At 72.8% G+C, this 18,269-nt stretch carries 16 protein-coding genes; 12 read left to right on the forward strand and 4 right to left on the reverse strand.

All coding sequences use genetic code 11. The features are described from left to right. Window positions 1–7 precede the first annotated feature (7 nt). A complete protein-coding gene (locus tag JOF41_RS17220; protein WP_209620240.1) occupies window positions 8–1,483 on the forward strand; it encodes an MFS transporter in 1,476 nt (491 codons plus the stop codon). Window positions 1,484–1,640: 157 nt separating this feature from the next. Here the strand turns inward: JOF41_RS17220 and JOF41_RS17225 are convergent, their stop codons facing one another. Then, window positions 1,641–2,234: a TetR/AcrR family transcriptional regulator gene (locus JOF41_RS17225; RefSeq protein WP_189227117.1), complete on the reverse strand. Its 594-nt coding sequence runs from the start codon at window positions 2,232–2,234 to the stop codon at window positions 1,641–1,643. An 84-nt stretch (window positions 2,235–2,318) separates the two neighbouring features. Between JOF41_RS17225 and JOF41_RS17230 the strand changes: the two genes are divergently transcribed. Next, window positions 2,319–2,780, forward strand: a complete 462-nt coding sequence (locus JOF41_RS17230; RefSeq protein WP_189227116.1) for a cupin domain-containing protein — start codon at window positions 2,319–2,321, stop codon at window positions 2,778–2,780. A gap of 396 nt (window positions 2,781–3,176) precedes the next feature. On the opposite strand, the gene JOF41_RS17235 is transcribed toward JOF41_RS17230, so the two are convergent. Both JOF41_RS17235 and JOF41_RS17240 read right to left on the reverse strand, forming a co-directional pair. After that, entirely contained in the window at window positions 3,177–3,491 is a 315-nt protein-coding gene (locus tag JOF41_RS17235; RefSeq protein WP_189227115.1) for a hypothetical protein, read from the reverse strand. 95 nt (window positions 3,492–3,586) lie between these two features. Further along, window positions 3,587–4,348, reverse strand: coding sequence for an HpcH/HpaI aldolase family protein (locus tag JOF41_RS17240; protein ID WP_209620243.1), 762 nt, complete (start codon window positions 4,346–4,348; stop codon window positions 3,587–3,589). A 122-nt stretch (window positions 4,349–4,470) separates the two neighbouring features. Between JOF41_RS17240 and JOF41_RS17245 the strand changes: the two genes are divergently transcribed. The 10 genes from JOF41_RS17245 to JOF41_RS17290 all read left to right on the forward strand — a co-directional run bounded on the left by JOF41_RS17245 (window position 4,471) and on the right by JOF41_RS17290 (window position 17,246). After that, window positions 4,471–5,238 (forward strand): alpha/beta fold hydrolase, encoded by a 768-nt coding sequence (locus JOF41_RS17245; protein WP_189227113.1) that lies wholly within the window; start codon window positions 4,471–4,473, stop codon window positions 5,236–5,238. Window positions 5,239–5,515: 277 nt separating this feature from the next. Further along, window positions 5,516–6,448 carry a DMT family transporter gene (locus tag JOF41_RS17250; protein WP_209620246.1) on the forward strand — a complete coding sequence of 311 codons (933 nt, stop codon included), beginning with the start codon at window positions 5,516–5,518 and terminating at the stop codon, window positions 6,446–6,448. Between the two features lie 100 nt (window positions 6,449–6,548). Then, window positions 6,549–8,189, forward strand: coding sequence for a serine/threonine-protein kinase (locus tag JOF41_RS17255; RefSeq protein ID WP_209620249.1), 1,641 nt, complete (start codon window positions 6,549–6,551; stop codon window positions 8,187–8,189). Between the two features lie 59 nt (window positions 8,190–8,248). Beyond that, window positions 8,249–10,354 carry a fibronectin type III domain-containing protein gene (locus tag JOF41_RS17260; protein WP_209620252.1) on the forward strand — a complete coding sequence of 702 codons (2,106 nt, stop codon included), beginning with the start codon at window positions 8,249–8,251 and terminating at the stop codon, window positions 10,352–10,354. A 26-nt stretch (window positions 10,355–10,380) separates the two neighbouring features. Then, window positions 10,381–11,343, forward strand: coding sequence for an AAA family ATPase (locus tag JOF41_RS17265; protein WP_209620255.1), 963 nt, complete (start codon window positions 10,381–10,383; stop codon window positions 11,341–11,343). 2 nt (window positions 11,344–11,345) lie between these two features. Beyond that, a complete protein-coding gene (locus JOF41_RS17270; protein WP_189227109.1) occupies window positions 11,346–12,485 on the forward strand; it encodes a DUF58 domain-containing protein in 1,140 nt (379 codons plus the stop codon). After that, window positions 12,482–14,518, forward strand: coding sequence for a transglutaminase domain-containing protein (locus tag JOF41_RS17275; protein WP_209620257.1), 2,037 nt, complete (start codon window positions 12,482–12,484; stop codon window positions 14,516–14,518). Before JOF41_RS17270 ends, JOF41_RS17275 begins: the two co-directional genes overlap by 4 nt. Next, window positions 14,515–15,651, forward strand: a complete 1,137-nt coding sequence (locus JOF41_RS17280; protein WP_209620260.1) for a serine/threonine-protein kinase — start codon at window positions 14,515–14,517, stop codon at window positions 15,649–15,651. The genes JOF41_RS17275 and JOF41_RS17280 overlap by 4 nt, the downstream gene beginning before the upstream one ends. Window positions 15,652–15,663: 12 nt before the next feature. Beyond that, on the forward strand, window positions 15,664–16,452 hold the full coding sequence (locus tag JOF41_RS17285) for an FHA domain-containing protein (RefSeq protein WP_307867443.1): 789 nt from the start codon (window positions 15,664–15,666) through the stop codon (window positions 16,450–16,452). 350 nt (window positions 16,453–16,802) lie between these two features. Next, complete coding sequence (locus JOF41_RS17290) at window positions 16,803–17,246, forward strand: hypothetical protein (RefSeq protein WP_189227106.1); 444 nt, start codon at window positions 16,803–16,805, stop codon at window positions 17,244–17,246. An 82-nt stretch (window positions 17,247–17,328) separates the two neighbouring features. Here the strand turns inward: JOF41_RS17290 and JOF41_RS17295 are convergent, their stop codons facing one another. Continuing rightward, entirely contained in the window at window positions 17,329–18,186 is an 858-nt protein-coding gene (locus JOF41_RS17295; RefSeq protein ID WP_209620263.1) for a methyltransferase domain-containing protein, read from the reverse strand. Window positions 18,187–18,269 lie beyond the last annotated feature (83 nt).

Raw genomic sequence — 18,269 nt, forward strand, 5'->3', positions numbered from 1 at the left:
CTCCGTCATGACACTCACGTCGACCGATCAGCCCGCGACCAGGGCGAGTCGGGCACTCGTCCCGGTTCTCTCCTTCACGGGCATCGTGGTCGCGGTGACGCAGACCATGCTCGTCCCGGTGCTCAAGGACCTGCCGCGGTTGCTGGGCACCGAGCCGGGCAACACGACCTGGGTCATCACCGCGACCCTGCTCTCCGGTGCGGTCGCCACACCGGTCATCGGCAGGCTCGGCGACCTTCGCGGGAAGCGCCGCATGCTGCTCGTCAGCCTCACCGCGATGGTCGTGGGCGCGCTCGTCAGCGCCCTCACCAGCGACCTGACCGCGATGATCGCGGGCCGGGCCCTCCAGGGCTTGGGGATGGGCGCGATCCCCCTCGGCATCGCTCTGATGCGCGACGTGCTCCCCCGCGAGCGGCTCGGCTCGGCCATGGCGCTGATGAGCTCCTCCATGGGGGTCGGCGGCAGTCTCGCCCTGCCCGTCGCGGCCCTGGTCGCCCAGCACGCCGATTGGCACGTCCTCTTCTACGGCAACGCCTGCCTCGGTGTCCTCTGCGTCGCCGTCACCGTCTTCGTCGTCCCCGAGTCGCCGATCCGCGCGCAGGGCACCTTCGACGTCCTCGGCGCGGTCGGGCTGTCCGCCGGTCTGGTCCTCTTCCTGCTGCCGGTCACCAGGGCCGGTGATTGGGGCTGGACCTCCGGCACGACCCTGGGGCTGTTCGCCGCGGCGGCCGTCGTGCTCGTCCTGTGGGCCGTGGTGGAGCTGCGGTCGGAGGCACCGCTGGTGGACCTGCGCACCGCGGTCCGCCCCGCCGTGCTGCTCACCAACCTGACCTCGCTCGTGGTCGGCTCCTCGTTCCTCGTCGTCTCGCTCGTCCTGCCCCAGTTGCTCCAGCTGCCCAGGGCCACCGGCTACGGCCTCGGCCAGTCGATGGTGGTCGCGGGTCTGCTCATGGCGCCGCTCGGCCTGGTGATGATGTCCACGGCCCCCGTCCACTCCCGACTGGCCGCGAAGTACGGCGCCAAGGGCACGCTGATCCTCGGCATGGCGATCATCGCGATCGGTTACGGCGCCGGTCTCGGCCTGATGAGCGCGCCGTGGCAGAGCCTCGTCACCGTGGTGGTCCTGGGCGCGGGCATCGGACTGGCCTACTCCTCGTTGCCCGCCCTGATCGTCGGCGCGGTCCCCGCCTCGGAGACGGGCGCGGCCAACGGGCTCAACACCCTGATGCGCTCGATCGGCGCGGCGGTCTCCAGCGCCGTCATCGGCGTGGTCCTCACCGACACCGCCAACGACGTGCACGGCGTCGCGATGCCGACCATGCACGGCTTCCGCCTCTCCTTCCTGATCGCGGCGGGCGCGATGGCGGTCGGCCTGCTCATGGCCCTCTTCCTGCCCCGAGTTCACCCGCCTCACCGCAGCGCCGGTACACCGGCGCCGTTGGGTGGATCGGGAACGCCCGAGTCGCATTGCCCGGCTCGGTAAGACCGGGCCGGACTCGGGACGCACTTACGCAGTTCGCCCGAGGACGCGATTTTCAGCGCGTGACGTGTTGCGAGACGGACAGTTGGCCCACCACAGCGACTGGGGATCGACCTAATACGTCCATCTTCGTGGTCGCGCCGCCCCGCGAGCGGCCCCGTCAAGCCGGGAGGGGTGGGTCGACCGGTTGCCGGTCGACGCTCGCGCGCAGGGAGTGCAACGCCTCCGGCAGGAGATCGCGCAAGGTTCGGGTCTCGTCCGGTCGCGTCCACTTCCGGAACGCCGCCTGCTGCGCGAGCATGGCGGCACCGGCGGCGAGGAACGCGGTCTCGGGATCACAACCCCGCGCGTGCAGCACGGCCGCGATGGCCTCGGTGAGCGCGGCGTTCTTGCCGAGTTCGCGCTCCTGCAACTCCGGGTTGGCGGCGACAACGGCGTAGCGGCGCGTCACCACGGCACGCTGGTGCTCGAACATCCTGTCGGCGACGGCTCCCAGCGCGCGCACGACGGCGTCGAGGGGCGGCAGGGTGTCGTCACCGGCCGCGATCTCGCTGATGATCTCTTGTTGGAGCTGCGAGCTCAACACGAACAGCACCTCGCGCTTGTCGGCGAAGTGGTTGAAGAACGTTCGCTGGGTGAGCCCTGCCCGCTGGACGATCTCGGCGACCGTCGTGCGCTCGAACCCCTGTTCGTCGAAGAGCTCCAACGCGGCGGTCTGCAGGCGCTCGACTGCGTCCGGCTTCCATCGCGGCATGCCACGAGCCTAGCGACTGCACAGTGTGCAGTCACCAGTGCTACAGTGACTGCACAAACTGCAATCACCCCAGGAGGCTGCTCCATGGCTCAGGTGTCGATCGTCGGCCCCGACGGGGGCGAGCTCATCGCCAACGGCCCGTCTCGTATCCGGATCCTCGAAGACGGCAGCAACACCGAACACCGCCTGGGAATCGGCGAAGTCGTCATCCCCCCGCACACCCCCGGTCCTCCGCAACACCGCCACGCGCAGCACGACGAAGGCTTCTACGTGCTCTCGGGCAACGTGCGGTTCACCATCGGGCAGGACGACTACGACGTCGTCGCAGGCACGTGGGTCACGGTCCCGCCGGGCGCGCCGCACACCTTCGCCAACCCCGGCGACGAGCCCGCGGTCATGCTGACCACCTTCACGCCGGACCTGTACGTGCAGTACTTCCGCGACCTCAAGGCCATGGTCGAGTCCGGGCAGCCCATGACGCGCGAGACCATGGCGCCAATCTGGAAGAACTACGCCACCGAACCGTCCACCGAGTTCGCACCGTAACCCCTGCCCGCACCGCTTTCGCCAGGTGCCGCAGGCATCGGCTTCGCAGCGGACGACGCGCTGTTCGACACTCCGCTGTCATCGGTTGAGCAGGATCGGCTCGCGGAGCAGGACCAAGCCCCTCGGCGCCGGGTCCACCGCTCGAACGGCTCGATCTCGTCGACCGATTCCTCCGCCCCTCCGGTAGGCCGCGCCGGTCCCGCGTCGAAGCCCCGTACCCGGCGGCGGCCAGGAACGCGTCTGCAAGTACTACCCGTCACCCTCGGCGGGCCGCTCACTACTACCCGTCCACCGGGGCGGGTAGTAGCTATGCGCTCGGAAAGGGCGCTCGGGTAGTACTTGCAGACGCGGTGGGGCTAGTAGGCGAGGGCGACGTCCTCGGAGGACGGGGCCTGGTCATGGGAGTCGACCCCGTTCAGGCGCGCGGTAGAGCAGCCGCAGCAGCGCGAGGCAGACGGCCTGCACACCGAGGGCGATCGCGGCGTGCACGGCCCAGGCGCCGACGAGCGTGGGACCACCCCAAGCGCCGCCGAGGACGATCGGGTCCGCGGTGAAGGGGTGGCCGATGGCGCCCACGGTGTCCGGCCACAGCGGGTAGAACCAGCCACGGGCCGCCAGGTAGACGACGAGCAGCACGAGGGGCGACGCGGCGAGCGCGCGGACGAAGCCCGGTCGTGGGTGGACACCCAGGCGGACGAGAAGTGCTGTCATGGCTCGAACGCTAGGCGCGGGCGCACCTCACGTCGTCATACCACCGTCCGGTCCTCCGGGTCATACCCACGTACTACCCACGCCCGCCCCCGGAGTCAGCGCGCCTTCGCCGCTGCCGCGGCCTCGCTCGCGCTTCGCGCGATCATCGCCAGGTCGTCGACCGCGGCGATCATCGTGAAGCCCGCCGTTCTGAGGTGGACGGCGCGCTCCACCGATCCCGCATAGGCACCCGCCACGAGACCGTTGGCCCGGCAAGCGCTGACCACCCGCCGCAGCGGGGAGTCCTCGCTGTCGTCGGCCAGCAGCTCGGTCGGGTCAAGGCCGAGCGCCAGCGACAGGTCGAACGGGCCGACGAAGATGCCGTCCACGCCGTCCACGGCCGAGATGTCGGCGACCGCGTCCAGACCGCGAACCGTTTCGACCATCACCAGGCACAGCACGTCCTCGTTGGCCCGTGCCGGCACCGCGGCCGTCAAGGCGTCGGTGGACCGGATCGGTCCGAAGCTGCGCGTCCCACGCGGCGCGAACCGCGCCGCCGCGGCGGCTGCCCGCGCCTGCTCGACGCTGTCGACCATCGGGACGATGATCCCGTCGGCACCGCTGTCCAGAGCCCTGCCGATGAGTTCGGGACGGTTCCAGGCGACGCGGACGAAGGCGGGAACGCCCGCCGCGCGCACGGCGGCGATCAGGTCGGTGTTGTCCCGTCCGCCCGCGGCGCCTCCGTGCTGCTCGTCGACGCAGGCCCAGTCGAATCCGCCGGCGGAGGCCGCCCGGACCACCCGCGCGTCGGTGCTCCCGACCCACAGCCCCGTGCCGAGATCGCGTGGCGCGTCCGTGTTCCGGCCGGTGCGGGTCATCGTGTCTCCCCTGGTCGTCGTTGAAGCACCGTAGCGCCGCTCATGCCCCGGAGTGGTCACGACCGCTCGGGGGTGCCCGATCCCGCACGTCCGCCGACCGGCCATAGATCCATAATGCGAATATGAAATTGTTGCCCGTCACCGCGTCCGGCACGCAGGTCGCCTACCTCGACGTCGGGGCTGTCGGTGGACGCACGAGCGTCTACCTCGGTGGCCTGGGGTTGGCGAGCACCGTCACCTTCGCACCGGTCATCGGTCACCCCGCGCTGGCGGGCCGTGGTCGGCACGTGCTGATCGACCTGGTGGGCAGCGGCTGGAGCGACCACGACGACGCGTTCTCCTACACGATCGAGGAGCACGCGGCCGCTGTGGCGGCGGTGATCGACGCGCTCGAACTCCGCGCGATCACGCTCGTCGGGCACTCGCTCGGTGGTTCGATCGCGATCAGCCTGGCGACGCAGCGCCCCGACCTGGTCGGTGAGCTGATCGTGGCCGAGCCGAACCTCGACCCCGGCGTCGGGACGATGTCGGCGCGGATCGCGAGCTTCGACGAGGACGCTTTCGTCGCCGGCGGGATGCGGGACATCCTCGACGCCGAGGACACCACGGTGGGTGCGCGGACGCTGCGCCGGTGGTCACCACGCGGATTGCACCGCACCGCGGTGTCGTTGCTGGCCGAGCGGCCTGCCAGCTTCCGCGCGCAGCTGACCGCGCTGCCCATGCCGAAGCGCTACCTCTCGGGCGAGCTGACCGGCGAGGACCTCGACGCTCTGCGCGCGGCAGGCTGTGACGTGCGCGTCGTGCCCCGTGCCGGGCACTTGATGATGGATGACAACCTGGACGGGTTCGTGGGGCTGCTGACCGATCCGGGCGAGGGCGCCTCGGATTGACCGGTGGCAGACGACCGGGACGAGGACGGTCCCGCAGGGCGCGCCGGTCGACCACGAAGCCGTGCGGGGCGCAGGCCGCGAACAAGTCGAGCACCTCGGGCAGCGTCAGCACCCAGTCGCGAAGGGACTGGTCAGCCGTGCATCGTTCCGCAGGAGCCCCGGAAGGCGCGGGCCGACCGGATTAAATTCACCCGATTCAAAGTTCCCTGGTAGAAAGTTCGAACGGTGTGGCATTTAGCCACTTTAATGGCTAGCTTCTGCGCCCATGTTCGCACGAATGAGCAGCCCCACCGTTCGCGGAGTGGTGATGGTCCTGGGCGCCGCGGTGCTGTGGGGCACCGTCGGCCCGGCCCAGGTCCTGGCCGCCTCGGACGCCGATCCCCGCGCGCTCGGCGCCGCCCGCCTCGTCCTGGGCGGTCTCGTCCTGCTCGGCGTGCTCAGCGCCACCGGCCGCGGCGAGCCGGGCCGGTGGCGCCTGCTCGGCCACGGCGCCACTCCCGGTTGGCTCGTGCTCGCCGCCGTCTCGACGGCGGCCTACCAGGTCGCCTTCCTCAGCTCCGTCGCCCGCGCCGGAGCCGCGCTGTCCACCGTCGTCGCCCTGGGGGTCGCGCCGCCCGCCGTCGGAGCGCTGGCCAGGATCGCGGGTGCCGAACGGCTCACCCGGCCCTGGCTGCTCGGGACCGTCGCGGCGGTCGCCGGGACCGCGCTCCTGCTGCTGCCGGGAGCCACCGTGCGCGCCGACACCACGGGCGTGCTGCTCGGGGTCCTCAGCGGGATCTGCTACGGCGTCTACACCGTCGCCGCCAAGCGGCTGCTGGACAGCACCGCCCCCGCCTTGGTGGCGGTCTCCGCGACGCTCGTCCTGGGCGGGGTGGTGATCCTGCCCTTCACCGACGGCCTGGAACCGCTCGCCGAACCGAACGCGCTCGCCCTGGTCGGCTGGTTCGCGATCCCGGCGACCGCGATCGGCTACCTGCTCTTCGTGTCGGGACTGCGGCACGTCACCGCCGCGACGGCCGGAACGCTGAGCCTGGCCGAGCCGCTCGTCGCGGCGGTGCTGGGCCTGGCCTTCCTCGGCGAACACCTGCCGTGGCCCGCGGGCGCGGGTGCCTGCCTGCTGCTGGCAGGCCTCGTGGTGGCGACCTCGCCCGCCCCCGATCGGCCGGACACCGCGCCGAACGAGCCCACCCGAACCGCCCCGACGTCGTGAGCGACTGTCGCCGCGACTGCCCGGCAAGGAAACCCGGCCCTCTTCTGCCGCGCGTGCGGGAAAGACGTCCGCGACGGAGCGTGGTCGCTATATTACTGCCGTGACGGAGGGTGATGGGAGACTGGTCGCTGCGCGATACCGCCTGCGACAGGTCCTCGGTCGGGGCGGGATGGGCGTGGTCTGGCGTGCGCACGACGAGTACCTCGACCGGGAGGTGGCCATCAAGGAGATCGTGCCGCCGAGGGGGCGAGTGATCCGGGAGGACGACCCGGAGGTGCGGCGCGCGCTGCGGGAGGCCCGAGCCGCCGCGAAGTTGAGCAAGCACCCCAGAGTCATCACGGTCTACGACGTGGTGACCGACGGCGGTGGCCTGCCGGTGATCGTGATGGAACTGCTGCACGGGCGCTCGCTCAGCGACGCCTTGGCCGCCGACGGGCCGATGCCGCTGGACAGGGCCGCGCGGATCGGGATCGAGGTCCTGGAGGCCCTGGACTACGCCCACAGCAACGGCGTGCTGCACCGGGACGTCAAACCGGGCAACGTCATGCTCGTCGACGACCAGGTCGTGCTCACGGACTTCGGGATCGCGCTGATCGACGGGGACTCGGTGCTCACCGCGACCGGGCAGCTCCCCGGGGTGCCGGAGTACATATCGCCGGAGCGCATCCGGGGCGAGGAAGCGCTGCCCGCGGCCGACCTGTGGTCGGTCGGCATCATGCTCTACGGCATGGTCGTCGGCCGGACGCCGTTCTCCAGGGGGGACGTCCAGGCCACGCTGGGTGCGGTGCTGTCGTGGGAGCCCGCCCCCGACCCGAAGGTCGGCCGGTTGGCGCCGGTGATCGACGGGCTGCTGCGCAAGAAACCCGCCGAGCGCATGACGGCCAGGAACGCGATCGACAGGCTGACCGAGATCGCGGCCGTGCCGTCCCCGGCGCCGCCGGGGACCAGGGTGCGGCTGGAGTTCCCGACCAAGGTGGTCAACCCGGCGGGCGAGCTGACGGTCGCCCACGGGACCGTGCCCAACACCCGCACCGCGGTGCCGCCCTTCCTGCCGCCTCCCGCTCCGGTGCGCGGCGTCGCACCGGACGCCCCCACGCTCCCCCCGGCCCCGTGGCCGCGGTCCAACCGGGGGCCGCTGATCGCGATCGGCGCCGCGGTGGTGGCCGTGGTGGCGGCGGTGATCCTGGCGAACCTGCCCCCGGGCGACCGGAGCGCCGCGTCGCAGTCCTCCGGCCAGTCCCCGACGCCCACGGCGGGCGCTCCGGACGTCACGCTGAAGAACTACCAGGAACGCCTGGGCTTCGAGATCGGCGTCCCACCCGACTGGCGGCGCGCTTCCTCGATCGACGGCGCGCTCAGCTCCGTCACCTGGGAAGGCCAGCGGACCGACCCGAAGGTCGGCGCCTTGAAGGTGGAGGTGCAGCGGCGCACCGGCGAATCCGGGGTGTCGGCGATCGAGGTGCTCGAAGCCGACGCCAGAGCGCAGAGCACGAGGCAGCAGACCTCGGACTACCGGGAGATCGAGTTGTCCGGCAACGCCTCGTCGGCGAACTTCGAGTGCGCCTACCGCGCGGGCGGCTTCCACTACCGCACCCGTACGAGGGCGGTGGCGTCCGGGGCGCTGTTCAAGCTGACCTTCTCGCTGTACGCCGCCGACCAGGAAACGCTCGCGCGGCACTGGGCGGCGGCGGAACCGCTGATCGCCGAGATCCGGGGCAGCTTCCGCCCGGTCGGGTCGTGAAATCGCAGGTAACGCGGCCGGGGACCGGTCCCGAAACGCCGTCGTTAGCATCCCGCTCCATGATCAGGAAGCACGCCGCGGCACGTGCGAGCCAGCCGTTCGTCCTGCTCGCCGTGGTGTGCGCGGCGGTGGTGGTCGCCGTCGTCGGCGGAGTGACCCCACCGCTGTCCGCCGCGAGGTTCGCCAACACCGGCCACTGGATGTACAACTCGGTCCTCGGGATGGTGTTCCACGTCGACGGCGCGACGGCCAACGTCGACGCCGGGTTCCCGATGGACGCCGAGGTGGGCAGCCAGGTCCTGCAGAGCGACACCAGCGGCTGGGTGGTCGGCCCGAACCGGATCACCGAGTTCGACAAGGAGTCGCAGTCACAGCAGCAGTCGGCGAAACCGCCCTCGGACGAGATCCCCGTGGGCATCGAGGTCGTCGGTGGACCGTACGCGGTCTACCGCGACACCGGCCGGATCGTCCGGCTCGGCGACCCGGCCGCGTCGATCCCCACCGGTGGTCCGATCGGCACCCCGGTGGCCACCCCGGACGGCACCCTGTGGTTCCACCGCACCGGGAAGGGGCAGATCTGCAGGCTGGCCAAGGACGGGATCGAGGTCTCCGGCTGCCCGGTCGCCGCGCCGCCGGACCACGCGGGCGCGCTGACCGTCGTGGACGGACGGCCCGCGTTCATCGACCTGTTCACGAGCAGGCTGCACACCATCGACGGCGACACCCTCGGCGAGGGCGTCGAGCTCGGCGTCGCGCTGTCGCCCAACTCCCGACCCGCCGCACAGGACGCGGACGGCAGGCTGGCCATCCTGGACCAGGGCTCGACGCAGAGCAGCCTGATCCTGGTGGACACCAGGACCTCACCGGTCGAATCGGTGACGGTGGCCCTCGGCACCGGGGACTACGACGGCCCCGTGTCGACCCGCGAGGTCGTCACGCTGGTGGACCGGCGCAACGGCACCGTGCTGACCTACGGCGTGGACGGCAGGAGGAAGGACGAGAAGCCGTTCAGGGACAAGGCGGGCGAGTCGCGGCTGGTGCTGGGCGAGGACGAGCGGGTCTACGTCGAGGACAGCACCGGCACGCAGGTGCTGGTGGTCGCCGAGGACGGCAGCGTGACCGACGTCGACCTGACCCGGCGGGCCGCCACGCCGACCGGGAAGCCGGACTCCCCGTCCGCCGAGCAGCCGGGGCGGGCCGGTGATCCCGGCGACGAGTCGCGCCGGGCGCAGCGCTCGGCCGGGCTCCCCACGCCCACGACGCGGGCGCAACCGCCACCGGTGCCCCCCAGCCGTCCCGGCGCCCCGGTCGGGGTGGCCGCGCGGCCCGGCGACGGTTCGGCCGACGTCACCTGGGGGGCCGCGCCGGACAACCGCGCGCCGATCACCTCGTACGTGGTGTCCTGGCGGGGCAGCAACGGCCAGACCGGGTCCGTCCCGGTCGGCGGCGGCGCGGGTGGGCACCGGGTCAGCGGCCTGACCAACGGCGTGAGCTACACCTTCACCGTCGCCGCGACGAACCAGGTGGGCACCGGCCCCGGCGCCTCGACCGGGCCGGTCACGCCGAACGCGCCGGTCTCACCGGCCGCGGCGCCGGTCAACCTGCGGCCGAGCTACGACGTGAGCGCCCGGCCCGCCCGCGACGTCACGCTGACCTGGGCGCAGCCCGCCCTCAACGGCGGCACGCTGGTGCACTACGAGGTCACCGCCACCGGCCTGGGCACGCAGCAGGTGACCGGAACCCAGGTCGTGTACCGGCAGGTGCGGGCGTCCCAGGCGGTCACCTTCACGGTGGCCGCGGTGACCAGGGCGCCGAACGGGCAGCTGCTCACCGGCGCGCCCGCGTCGGCCACCCACGAGCCCGCTCCCCTGCCGCGGCTCACCCTGAGCAAGGGCGCCCCCACCGAGGAGAGCTGCGGTGAGAAACCGGACTGCGCGTGGATGCACGTCGTGCTGACCGGGTTCGACCCCCGCACCGCCTACCTGGTCAAGCCGTACAACAACGCCGGTGACGGCTACACCAACCCCGGGCACACGGTGACGACCGACGCCAACGGGAACGAGACGATCGACCAGTTCGCCTACACCGGTCCCGGTGAGACGGTCTGGGTCGAGGTGGTCCTCCCGGACGGCACCCCCATCCGGTCCAACACGGTGGTCTGGTGAGCTCTCAGATGGAGGAAAGGGCAATCGTGACGCAGACTCCCGGTCAGGTCTACGAGCTGATCGCGGCGAACGTCCAGAACGTCGTCCGGGGCAAGCCCCAGGTCGTCCGGCTGGCCGTGGCCGCGCTGTTCAGCGAGGGGCACCTGCTCATCGAGGACGTGCCGGGACTGGGCAAGACCACGCTCGCCCGGTGCCTGGCGCGCAGCATCGGCGGCACCTGGAACCGCATCCAGTTCACGCCCGACCTGCTGCCCGGTGACATCACCGGTGTCCAGGTCTACCACCAGGGCGACGAGAAGTTCGCCTTCCACCCCGGCAGCGTGTTCGCGAACGTGGTGCTGGCCGACGAGATCAACCGCGGCACCCCGAAGACGCAGTCGGCGCTGCTGGAGGTGATGTCGGAGCAGCGGGTCACGGTCGACGCGGTGCGCCACGAGGTGCCCCGGCCGTTCCTGGTGATCGCCACGCAGAACCCGATCGAGATGGCGGGCACGTACCGGCTGCCGGAGGCGCAGCTGGACCGGTTCCTGATGCGGCTGCGGATGGGCTACCCGGACCGGGCCTCCGAGGTGCTGGTGGTCATGAGCGACCGCGCCGGGATCGACCCGGACGAACTGCGGGCCGTGGTGGACATCCCGACGCTGCGCGACGCCATCGCGCAGGTGCGCGCCGTCCGCATCGAGCGCGCGGTGGTCGACTACGCGACGAGCATCACCTCCGCCACCCGGCAGCACTCCGAGGTCCGCTACGGCGCGAGCCCGCGCGGCACCATCGCGCTCGTCCGCGCGGCACAGGCGCTCGCGGCGACGTACGGGCGGGCGTTCGTGACGGTCGACGACATCAAGGAGGTCGCGCACCCGGTGCTCGACCACCGGCTGATCCTCAAGCCGGAGGCGGAGCTGCGGCAGCGCGAGGCCGAGGGCGTCGTGAGCGACCTGCTGGCCGAGATCCCGGTCCCGGTCGCGGCCACGACCGCGCCGGGAGCCTGACCGTGCGGCTGACCCGACGTGGTGCGTGCACCCTCGTGGCCGCGGTCGTGCTCGTCGCGCTCGGCCTGGCCGGGGGTTACCCGCTGCTGGTCGCCCTGGGCGCGATCGCGCTGGGCGCGGTGGGCGCCGCGATCGGCGTCGCGGGGCGCAAGCCGAGGGTGGAGGTCATCCGCGAGCTGTTCCCCGACCGGGTCGAGCGGAACGGCCGAGCCGTGATCACGCTCCGCGTCCACAACCCCGGCACGCGGCGGCAGGGCGGCTTCACCGCGGTCGACCGGGTCGGCGAGGACCGGGTGACCATCGCGGTCCGGCCGCTGGCGGCCGGTGCGGAACAGCCCTACCTGAACGAGTTGCCGACCGGGCGGCGAGGCAGGCACGAGGTCGGCCCGCTGACCCTGTTCCGGGCCGACGCGCTCGGCCTCGGCCGCTCCGAGCTGTCCCTCGGCGGGACGGCGACGCTGTGGGTGTACCCGAGGACGCACCCGGTCGGCGCGGTCACCGGCGGGCTCCCGCTGCACCACCACGACGGGGAGGCCACGGAGACCTCGCCGCGGGGGTCGCTCGACATCCGCGAGGTGCGCCCGTACGTCCCCGGTGACGAGGTCCGCCACCTGCACTGGAAAGCGACGGCCCGGACCGGGCAGCTGATGATCCGCGACTACGCCGACCCGCACCAGCCGCAGTTCACCGTGCTGCTGGACGACCGGCGCGAGATCACGGCGCCGGAGTTCGAGGAGGCGGTCGAACTCGCGGCGTCCCTGATCGTCGCCGCCGCCGAGGCCGACCACCGGTGTCGGCTGGTGACGCCGGGCGGGGTCGACGTCGCCACGGACTCGGGGTGGGACGCGGTCCAGCGGTACCTGGAGCAGCTGTGCGTCGTGGCGCGGACCGAGGAGGCGGGCCTGCCGCTCGTGCCCGGCGCGCTGGCGCGGGCGGGCGGCGGCACGCTCGTGGTGATCTCCTCGGCGGTGACCGTCTCGCCGGACGACCGCGCGGCGCTCGTCGGCGTGCGGCCCCGGTACGGGGACGTGATCCTGGTGGTCGGGTCGACCGGTGCCGCGCCGGCGGCGCCGGGGGTGCGCGTGCTGCGGGCGGCGAACGCCGTGGACGCGATCCGCCAGTGGCGGACGGTGATCGCATGACGAGGACCCGCGTGGTCTGGCTGCTGCTCGCCACGGCGGTGCCGGGTCTGCTGTTCGCCCCGGTGTTCGGGCTGTGGGCGCTGGTGCCACCGGTCGCCGCCGCCGTCGTGGCCTGCTACGCGGTCTTCGAGCTGTGCCTCGCGGTTGCCGCGCTGCGGCCGTGGCGGCCCCTGCTCGGGCTGCTGGCGGGCGCGCTCGCGCTGGTCGAAGTGGCGCTGTTCGACACCACGCGAAGCGGCCTGCCGACCCCGGACAGCCTGGCGCGGCTGGTCGCCGGTGTGACCGAGTCCTGGCAGCTCACCCTGCAGTCGACGTGGCCGGTGCGGCCGGAGGCGGACCTGCTGCTGTTCGTGCCGCTGCTGGTGCTGCTCACCGCGCTGGTGGGCGTCGAGCTGCTGCGCTGGCCCGCGGCGGCCGTGCTGCCGAGCCTGGTGCTGCTCGTGCTGAGCCAGACCTTCGTGGCCGTGTCGGGCGCGGTGGCGACGCTGGTGGCGCTGGCCTACGGCGTCGCGGTCGCGGGGCTGTTCCTCTCCCCCGCGCGGTCCGCCGTGGCGCTGACCGCCGGGTTGAGCGTCGTGGCGGGCGTCGCCGCGCTGGCGGTGCCGACGGGACCGGCGTACTCGGTGCGGCAGAACCAGTTCGCCCACGTTCCGCTGCCGAGGGAGGTGAGCCCGCTGACCGAGGTGGCGGCGCGCTTGGCCGACCCGGACGCGGAGGTGTTCCGGTACACCAGCGACACCCCCGTGGACCGCTGGCGGCTGGTGGTGCTGGACGGCTTCAACGGCGTCACGTGGACGGCGAGCGACCGGTACCGCAGGCTGGGCGCGGAGATCACGCCGCCCGCCGGGGTGGCTGTGCCGACGACCCGGCACTCCGCGCGCGTGACGGTCCCCGGCGGACAGCGGTGGCTGCCGAGCCAGGCCATGCCCACCTCGGTGGCGGGCGCGGCGCGGCCTTTCGTCGACCAGGAGACCGGCACGCTGCTGCTGCCCGAACGGGGCGGCCCGGTGACCTACGAGCTGCGCTGGAGGGAACCGTTCGGCGACCTCTCCGGCCTCGCCGACGCTGCGGTGTCCTCCGAGGTCCGCCCCGGCGACCTGGGCACCGTGCGGCAGGAGATCGCCGCACTGGCCGCCGAGGCCACCAGGCACGCGCGGCCGACGTTCCGGACCGCGCTCGTGTTGGAGCAGTACCTCAGCGGCAACTACAAGGTCGCGACCGGCTCGCAGCTGCCGACCGGGAGCGGCTGGCCGCAGCTGCGCGAGTTCCTCCTGGACACCAAGCGGGGAACCAGCGAGCAGTTCGCCGCCTCCTACGTGCTCCTCGCCCGGATCGTCGGCATCCCGGCCCGGTTGGCCGTCGGGTACCGCGCACCCAGAGAACCGGTGGGCGGTGAGGTGGTGGTGCGCAACAAGGACGTGCTCGCCTGGCCCGAGGTCGCGGTGGAGGGCGTCGGCTGGGTGCCGCTCGACCCGGCGGGCACGGCGAGCGACGCGGGTCCAGCGCCGACCAAGCTGGCCGAGGTCATGGCGAAGGCCAGGGCCGAGTTGCCGCCGCCGGACGAGAAGCTGCCCGACCCGCCCGTGCCCGCGCCGGCACCGGTGGCGCAGCCGAGTCCTTGGGGCGGGCTCGGAGCACTGGCGCTGCGGGGACTGGCGGGCCTGCTCGTGCTGCTGGTGGCGGTGCTGCTCGCCGTTCCGGTCTGGAAGTCCGCCCGAACCCTGCGCCGCAAGCGCTCCACCGGCGTGCGCGGCGTGGTCGGCGCCTGGTGGGAGGCGCGCGACCTGCTGCGCGCGCATGGCGCCCGGATCACCCCCGGCATGACCGCCCGCGACCTCGCCGCCGTCTCCGAGGGGGCCGTCGTGGACGGCCTGCACCGCCTCGCGGTCCACCTGGACACGGCGTTGTGGTCGGGCGCGGGGGCGGACAAGGGCACGGTGACGGCCGCGTGGGAGGCCGTCGCGGAGATCCGGGCCGCGCTGGCCCGGCGTCCGCTCGGCGCGCGGATCAGGGCGGTGTTCGCGATCCGATGAGCCAACTGCTCGGCAGGGGCCCCGTCGCCGAGGTGTACGCCGTCGACGGGGTCGCGTTGAAGGTGTTCCCCGGCAAGTTCGACCGGCGCGCGCTCTCGGTGATCGAGCGGGAGAGGGCCAGGCTCGCCGAGCTGTCCGCGCCGGTGCTGCCGCTGGACGGCATCGAGCTGGTCGACGGCACCAGGCACGCTTTCCGGATGGAGCTGTGCGCGGGCTCGCTGGCCGACCGCGTGCGCAGGGAGGGGCCGCTGTCCTCGGAGGAGGTGGACGCCCTGTGCGGGTCCTTGTCACGAGCGCTGGCCTCGGCGCACGCGCTCGGCGTGCTGCACGGCGGGATCACCCCGGCGAACGTGCTGTTCCGCGCGAACGGCGAGGTCGTGCTGGCGGACTTCGGCGTGGCGCAGCGGCAGCAGTTCCGGCGCGATCCGCTGGCGGGCATCGAGTGGGTGTCGCCGGAGACGCTGCGCACCGGCGTGGTCGAAGCGGCGACCGACGTGTACGGCCTCGGCGCGGTGCTGCACTTCGCGCTGACCGGGAGGTCGCCGCACCCGAGCCGGATCGGGGAGCTGACCGGCGAGCGGATCCTGCGCGTGCTCAGCGATCCGGTGCCCGCGGTCAGCAGGCCCGACGTCCCCGTCGCGCTGTCCACCGCCATCGGCCGGATGCTGGCCCCCGATCCGGCTCGGCGGCCCGCGCCCGCGGCGGCCGACACCCCGGCGGCCCCGCTCGCCAGGCCTGCGCGGCGGCGCGGGTACGCGGCTCTGGTGGCGGCACCGGCCGCCGCGCTGGCGGTGGTCCTGTGGCTCCGCGCCACGCCGGAGCCGCCCGCGCCGCAGCCCCTGCCGCCGGTCGCGGAACCGGCGGCACCGGTGGTGGAGCTGGACGAGCCCACCGATCTGGGCGACAAGGTCTCGCTCCGCTGGACCTCGACGGACGACCGGCTGTACTTCGCCGTCAACTACTGGGCCGAAGGCGAGCCGAGCCGGACCGAGCCCGCGGAGTTCAGCACCACGGTGACGGTGACCGTCGAGCCCGACCGCAAGTACTGCTTCCTGGTGCGCGGCACCAGGGGCGGCGACCAGATCTACGAGAGCCAGACCGAGAGCGTGCGCGGGGCGGTCTGCCACAGGTGAGGAGGTCGGCTCGTGGAGCCGAAAGTGGAGCACTCGGACGGATTCCTGCTGCCAGGGGGCCATGGCAGCCTGACCCGCGGCGTCGCGCGCGCCGTGCCGGGGTCGGTGCACGCGCTCGCCCTCGGCGGCGGGTACGCGGTCGGCCCCAGGGACGGCCGGACCGTCTACTTCGGACGCAACCGCCCGCTGGTGCACGTCTGCGTGGGCGAGGACGACCAGCAGGTCAGCCGCAGGCACGGCGAGCTGACCCACCGCCACGGCCGGTGGTGGCTGCGCAACACCGGGCGCAGGCCGATCCGCCTGCCCCGGTCGCAGTGGCTCTTCGCCGAGGACGGCGCGATCCCGCTGACCGAGGGGTACACGCCGCTGCACCTGCCCGGCTCGCGGGACCGGGAACACCTGCTGGAGGTCTACGTCACCGGCCTCGACGGCGATCAGCGCCGCTCCCGCCACGACGCCGACACCGACCCGCCACGGCCGTACGCGCTGACCCCGGACGAGAAGCTGATGCTCGTCGCCCTCGGCCGGAACTACCTGCTGCGCGAGCCCAACCCCAAACCGCTGACGTGGAAGGAGGCGGCCCTCTGGCTCGCCGAACTCCAACCAGGCGCGGGGTGGACCGCGAAGAAGCTCGAACACCGGGTCGGCGCCGTGCGCGACCGCTTGTCCCGCCGAGGGGTGCCCGGTCTGACCCGCGACGAGGTCGGCGAACCCGTCGGCAACGCCCTGAACGACAACCTCCTCCGGGAGCTGGTGCGATCGACCGCGCTCGTGCCGACGGACCTGGAGCTGCTGGGCTGAGAGCACGGGCGGAGGCCCGCCTCGGGCGGCGCGGATGCCGCGGTTCGGCCGGTGGACGCCCTGACCCGCCAAACCGGTGATCGGCCCGCCGCTCCGACCGGCCCATCCGGCACGGCCGCTTGGCGGTGTCGCCGGCGACGCCACCGGCCATCGCCCCAGGACCTCCGAGCCGGCCGACAGCCGACCGGCGCGCGTCCATTGTAGACATCGAGGGGTGGCGCATCCCACAGGGCGCACCGGTTGGCAAGCCCGCCGGACTGTGACGGTGGACGCGCTCGGACGGCGGTAGGTGCCCAGGTATGCGCTTGCCAGACTCCAGAGGTCCAGACCAACCTTGGAGTGGAGGACCTGTGCGGAGTTCCACCAACCGCAAGCGCATCGCCCGGACTGCCGCCGCCTTGGTCGCGGCGGCAGGCGCGCTCGTCGTCACGGCGGGCGCGTCGGCCGCCGCCACCGGAGCCCCGGCCGCGCCGGTCCCGGCGGACGCCTCCGCGTCCGCCGGTTGCGTCACCACGGACATCCACCTCGACCCGGCGGCGCGGGAGGTGGGCTGGACGGTCGAGTGCGCCGACCGCCGGTACGTGTTCGCCGACATCACCGTGTTCGCGGGCGGTGTGGCCGACAGCAACCCGCGGGAGGCGAAGTGGGTCGAGGCCGGGGGCACCTGGCAGGACCTCAACGTCTACCCGCAAACCACGCCGCCCATCGACCACCTCTGCGTCCACCTGGTCAGCTACGTGGACCCGAACGACCCGTTCGAGCAGCCGCAGGTCATCGGGCACGCCTGCGTGTGACGCCGGACCGCCCGCGCACGAGCGCGGGCCGCACGCCGGTGTCGGGACACCGGGGTGCGGCCCGCGCCGCGGCGGGAGCGCCTCAGCCGTTGGCGGGGCGGCGCAGGACGACCAGGGCCACGCCGACCGAGGGGGCGCCCTCGCTCATCGCCCGCAGCTCCTCCGGGCTGGGCGCGATCTCCAGCACCTGCGTGATCTCCGGCGGAACGTCGTTGTTCGCCGCGTACTCCCGCAGCGGCCCGTAGAACCGCTCCTCGGTGTACCTGGTGTGCAGGGTGATGTCCTTGACCTCGACCACCTCCAGGCCCGCTTCGGCGGCGAAGGTCGGGTAGTCGGACTCCTTGATCAGCGGAGCGGTGTGCCAGGACTCGCCGACCTCGGCCAGGTCCTCCTTCTTGCGCGCGTTGGCCTCGGGGTCCCGGTCGGTGAAGTCGGTGAGCGCGATCACGCCGCCCGGTCGCACCACCCGCGCGAACTGCCGCAGCGCCTGGACGCGGTCGGGCATGCACACGATCGACTCGAGCGCGAAGACGTGGTCGAACGAGTTGTCCGCGAAGGGCAGCTCCATGGCGTCGGCGCGCTGGAACCGCACCCGGTCGGCGACCCCTTCGCGCTGGGCGCGCTCGTTGGAGACCTCCACGTCCCTGGCGCTGATCGAGATGCCGGTCACCTCCGCGCCGGTCCTGGTCGCCAGGCGCACGCCCGGCCTGCCCTGACCGCAGCCGACGTCGAGCACGTGCTGGCCCGGCTCGGCGCCCAGCTTGTCGGTCAGGATGTCGGTGAGCCGGTCCGCCGCCTGCTCGAACGTGCTCTCGTCGTCCGGCCCGGTCCAGTAGCCGTAGTGCGTGCTGCCACCGAGGAACTGGGTCATCAGGTCGTTGGTGGCGTCGTAGAACGTGCCGACTTCCTCGGGCTTGGGCAGCGACACATCGGTGGTCATGAAGATCTCCTAGGCAGGAATCGCTTGATGTGGACGGGCGGTTCCCGGGGCGGCGCCCCGGAAGTCATCGGTTCCCGCGCGGT

It is taken from the genome of Saccharothrix coeruleofusca (assembly GCF_017876325.1).
GTDB classification, from domain to species: Bacteria; Actinomycetota; Actinomycetes; order Mycobacteriales; family Pseudonocardiaceae; genus Actinosynnema; species Actinosynnema coeruleofuscum.

Excerpts from the sequence above, each read along its gene's own strand:
- JOF41_RS17260 (WP_209620252.1), top strand. The coding sequence starts at position 8,249 with ATGATCAGGAAGCACGCCGCGGCACGTGCGAGCCAGCCGTTCGTCCTG.
- JOF41_RS17225 (WP_189227117.1), bottom strand. The coding sequence starts at position 2,234 with ATGCCGCGATGGAAGCCGGACGCAGTCGAGCGCCTGCAGACCGCCGCG.
- JOF41_RS17280 (WP_209620260.1), top strand. The coding sequence starts at position 14,515 with ATGAGCCAACTGCTCGGCAGGGGCCCCGTCGCCGAGGTGTACGCCGTC.
- JOF41_RS17295 (WP_209620263.1), bottom strand. The coding sequence starts at position 18,186 with ATGACCACCGATGTGTCGCTGCCCAAGCCCGAGGAAGTCGGCACGTTC.
- JOF41_RS17220 (WP_209620240.1), top strand. The coding sequence starts at position 8 with ATGACACTCACGTCGACCGATCAGCCCGCGACCAGGGCGAGTCGGGCA.
- JOF41_RS17275 (WP_209620257.1), top strand. The coding sequence starts at position 12,482 with ATGACGAGGACCCGCGTGGTCTGGCTGCTGCTCGCCACGGCGGTGCCG.
- JOF41_RS17230 (WP_189227116.1), top strand. The coding sequence starts at position 2,319 with ATGGCTCAGGTGTCGATCGTCGGCCCCGACGGGGGCGAGCTCATCGCC.
- JOF41_RS17235 (WP_189227115.1), bottom strand. The coding sequence starts at position 3,491 with ATGACAGCACTTCTCGTCCGCCTGGGTGTCCACCCACGACCGGGCTTC.
- JOF41_RS17245 (WP_189227113.1), top strand. The coding sequence starts at position 4,471 with ATGAAATTGTTGCCCGTCACCGCGTCCGGCACGCAGGTCGCCTACCTC.
- JOF41_RS17240 (WP_209620243.1), bottom strand. The coding sequence starts at position 4,348 with ATGACCCGCACCGGCCGGAACACGGACGCGCCACGCGATCTCGGCACG.
- JOF41_RS17250 (WP_209620246.1), top strand. The coding sequence starts at position 5,516 with ATGAGCAGCCCCACCGTTCGCGGAGTGGTGATGGTCCTGGGCGCCGCG.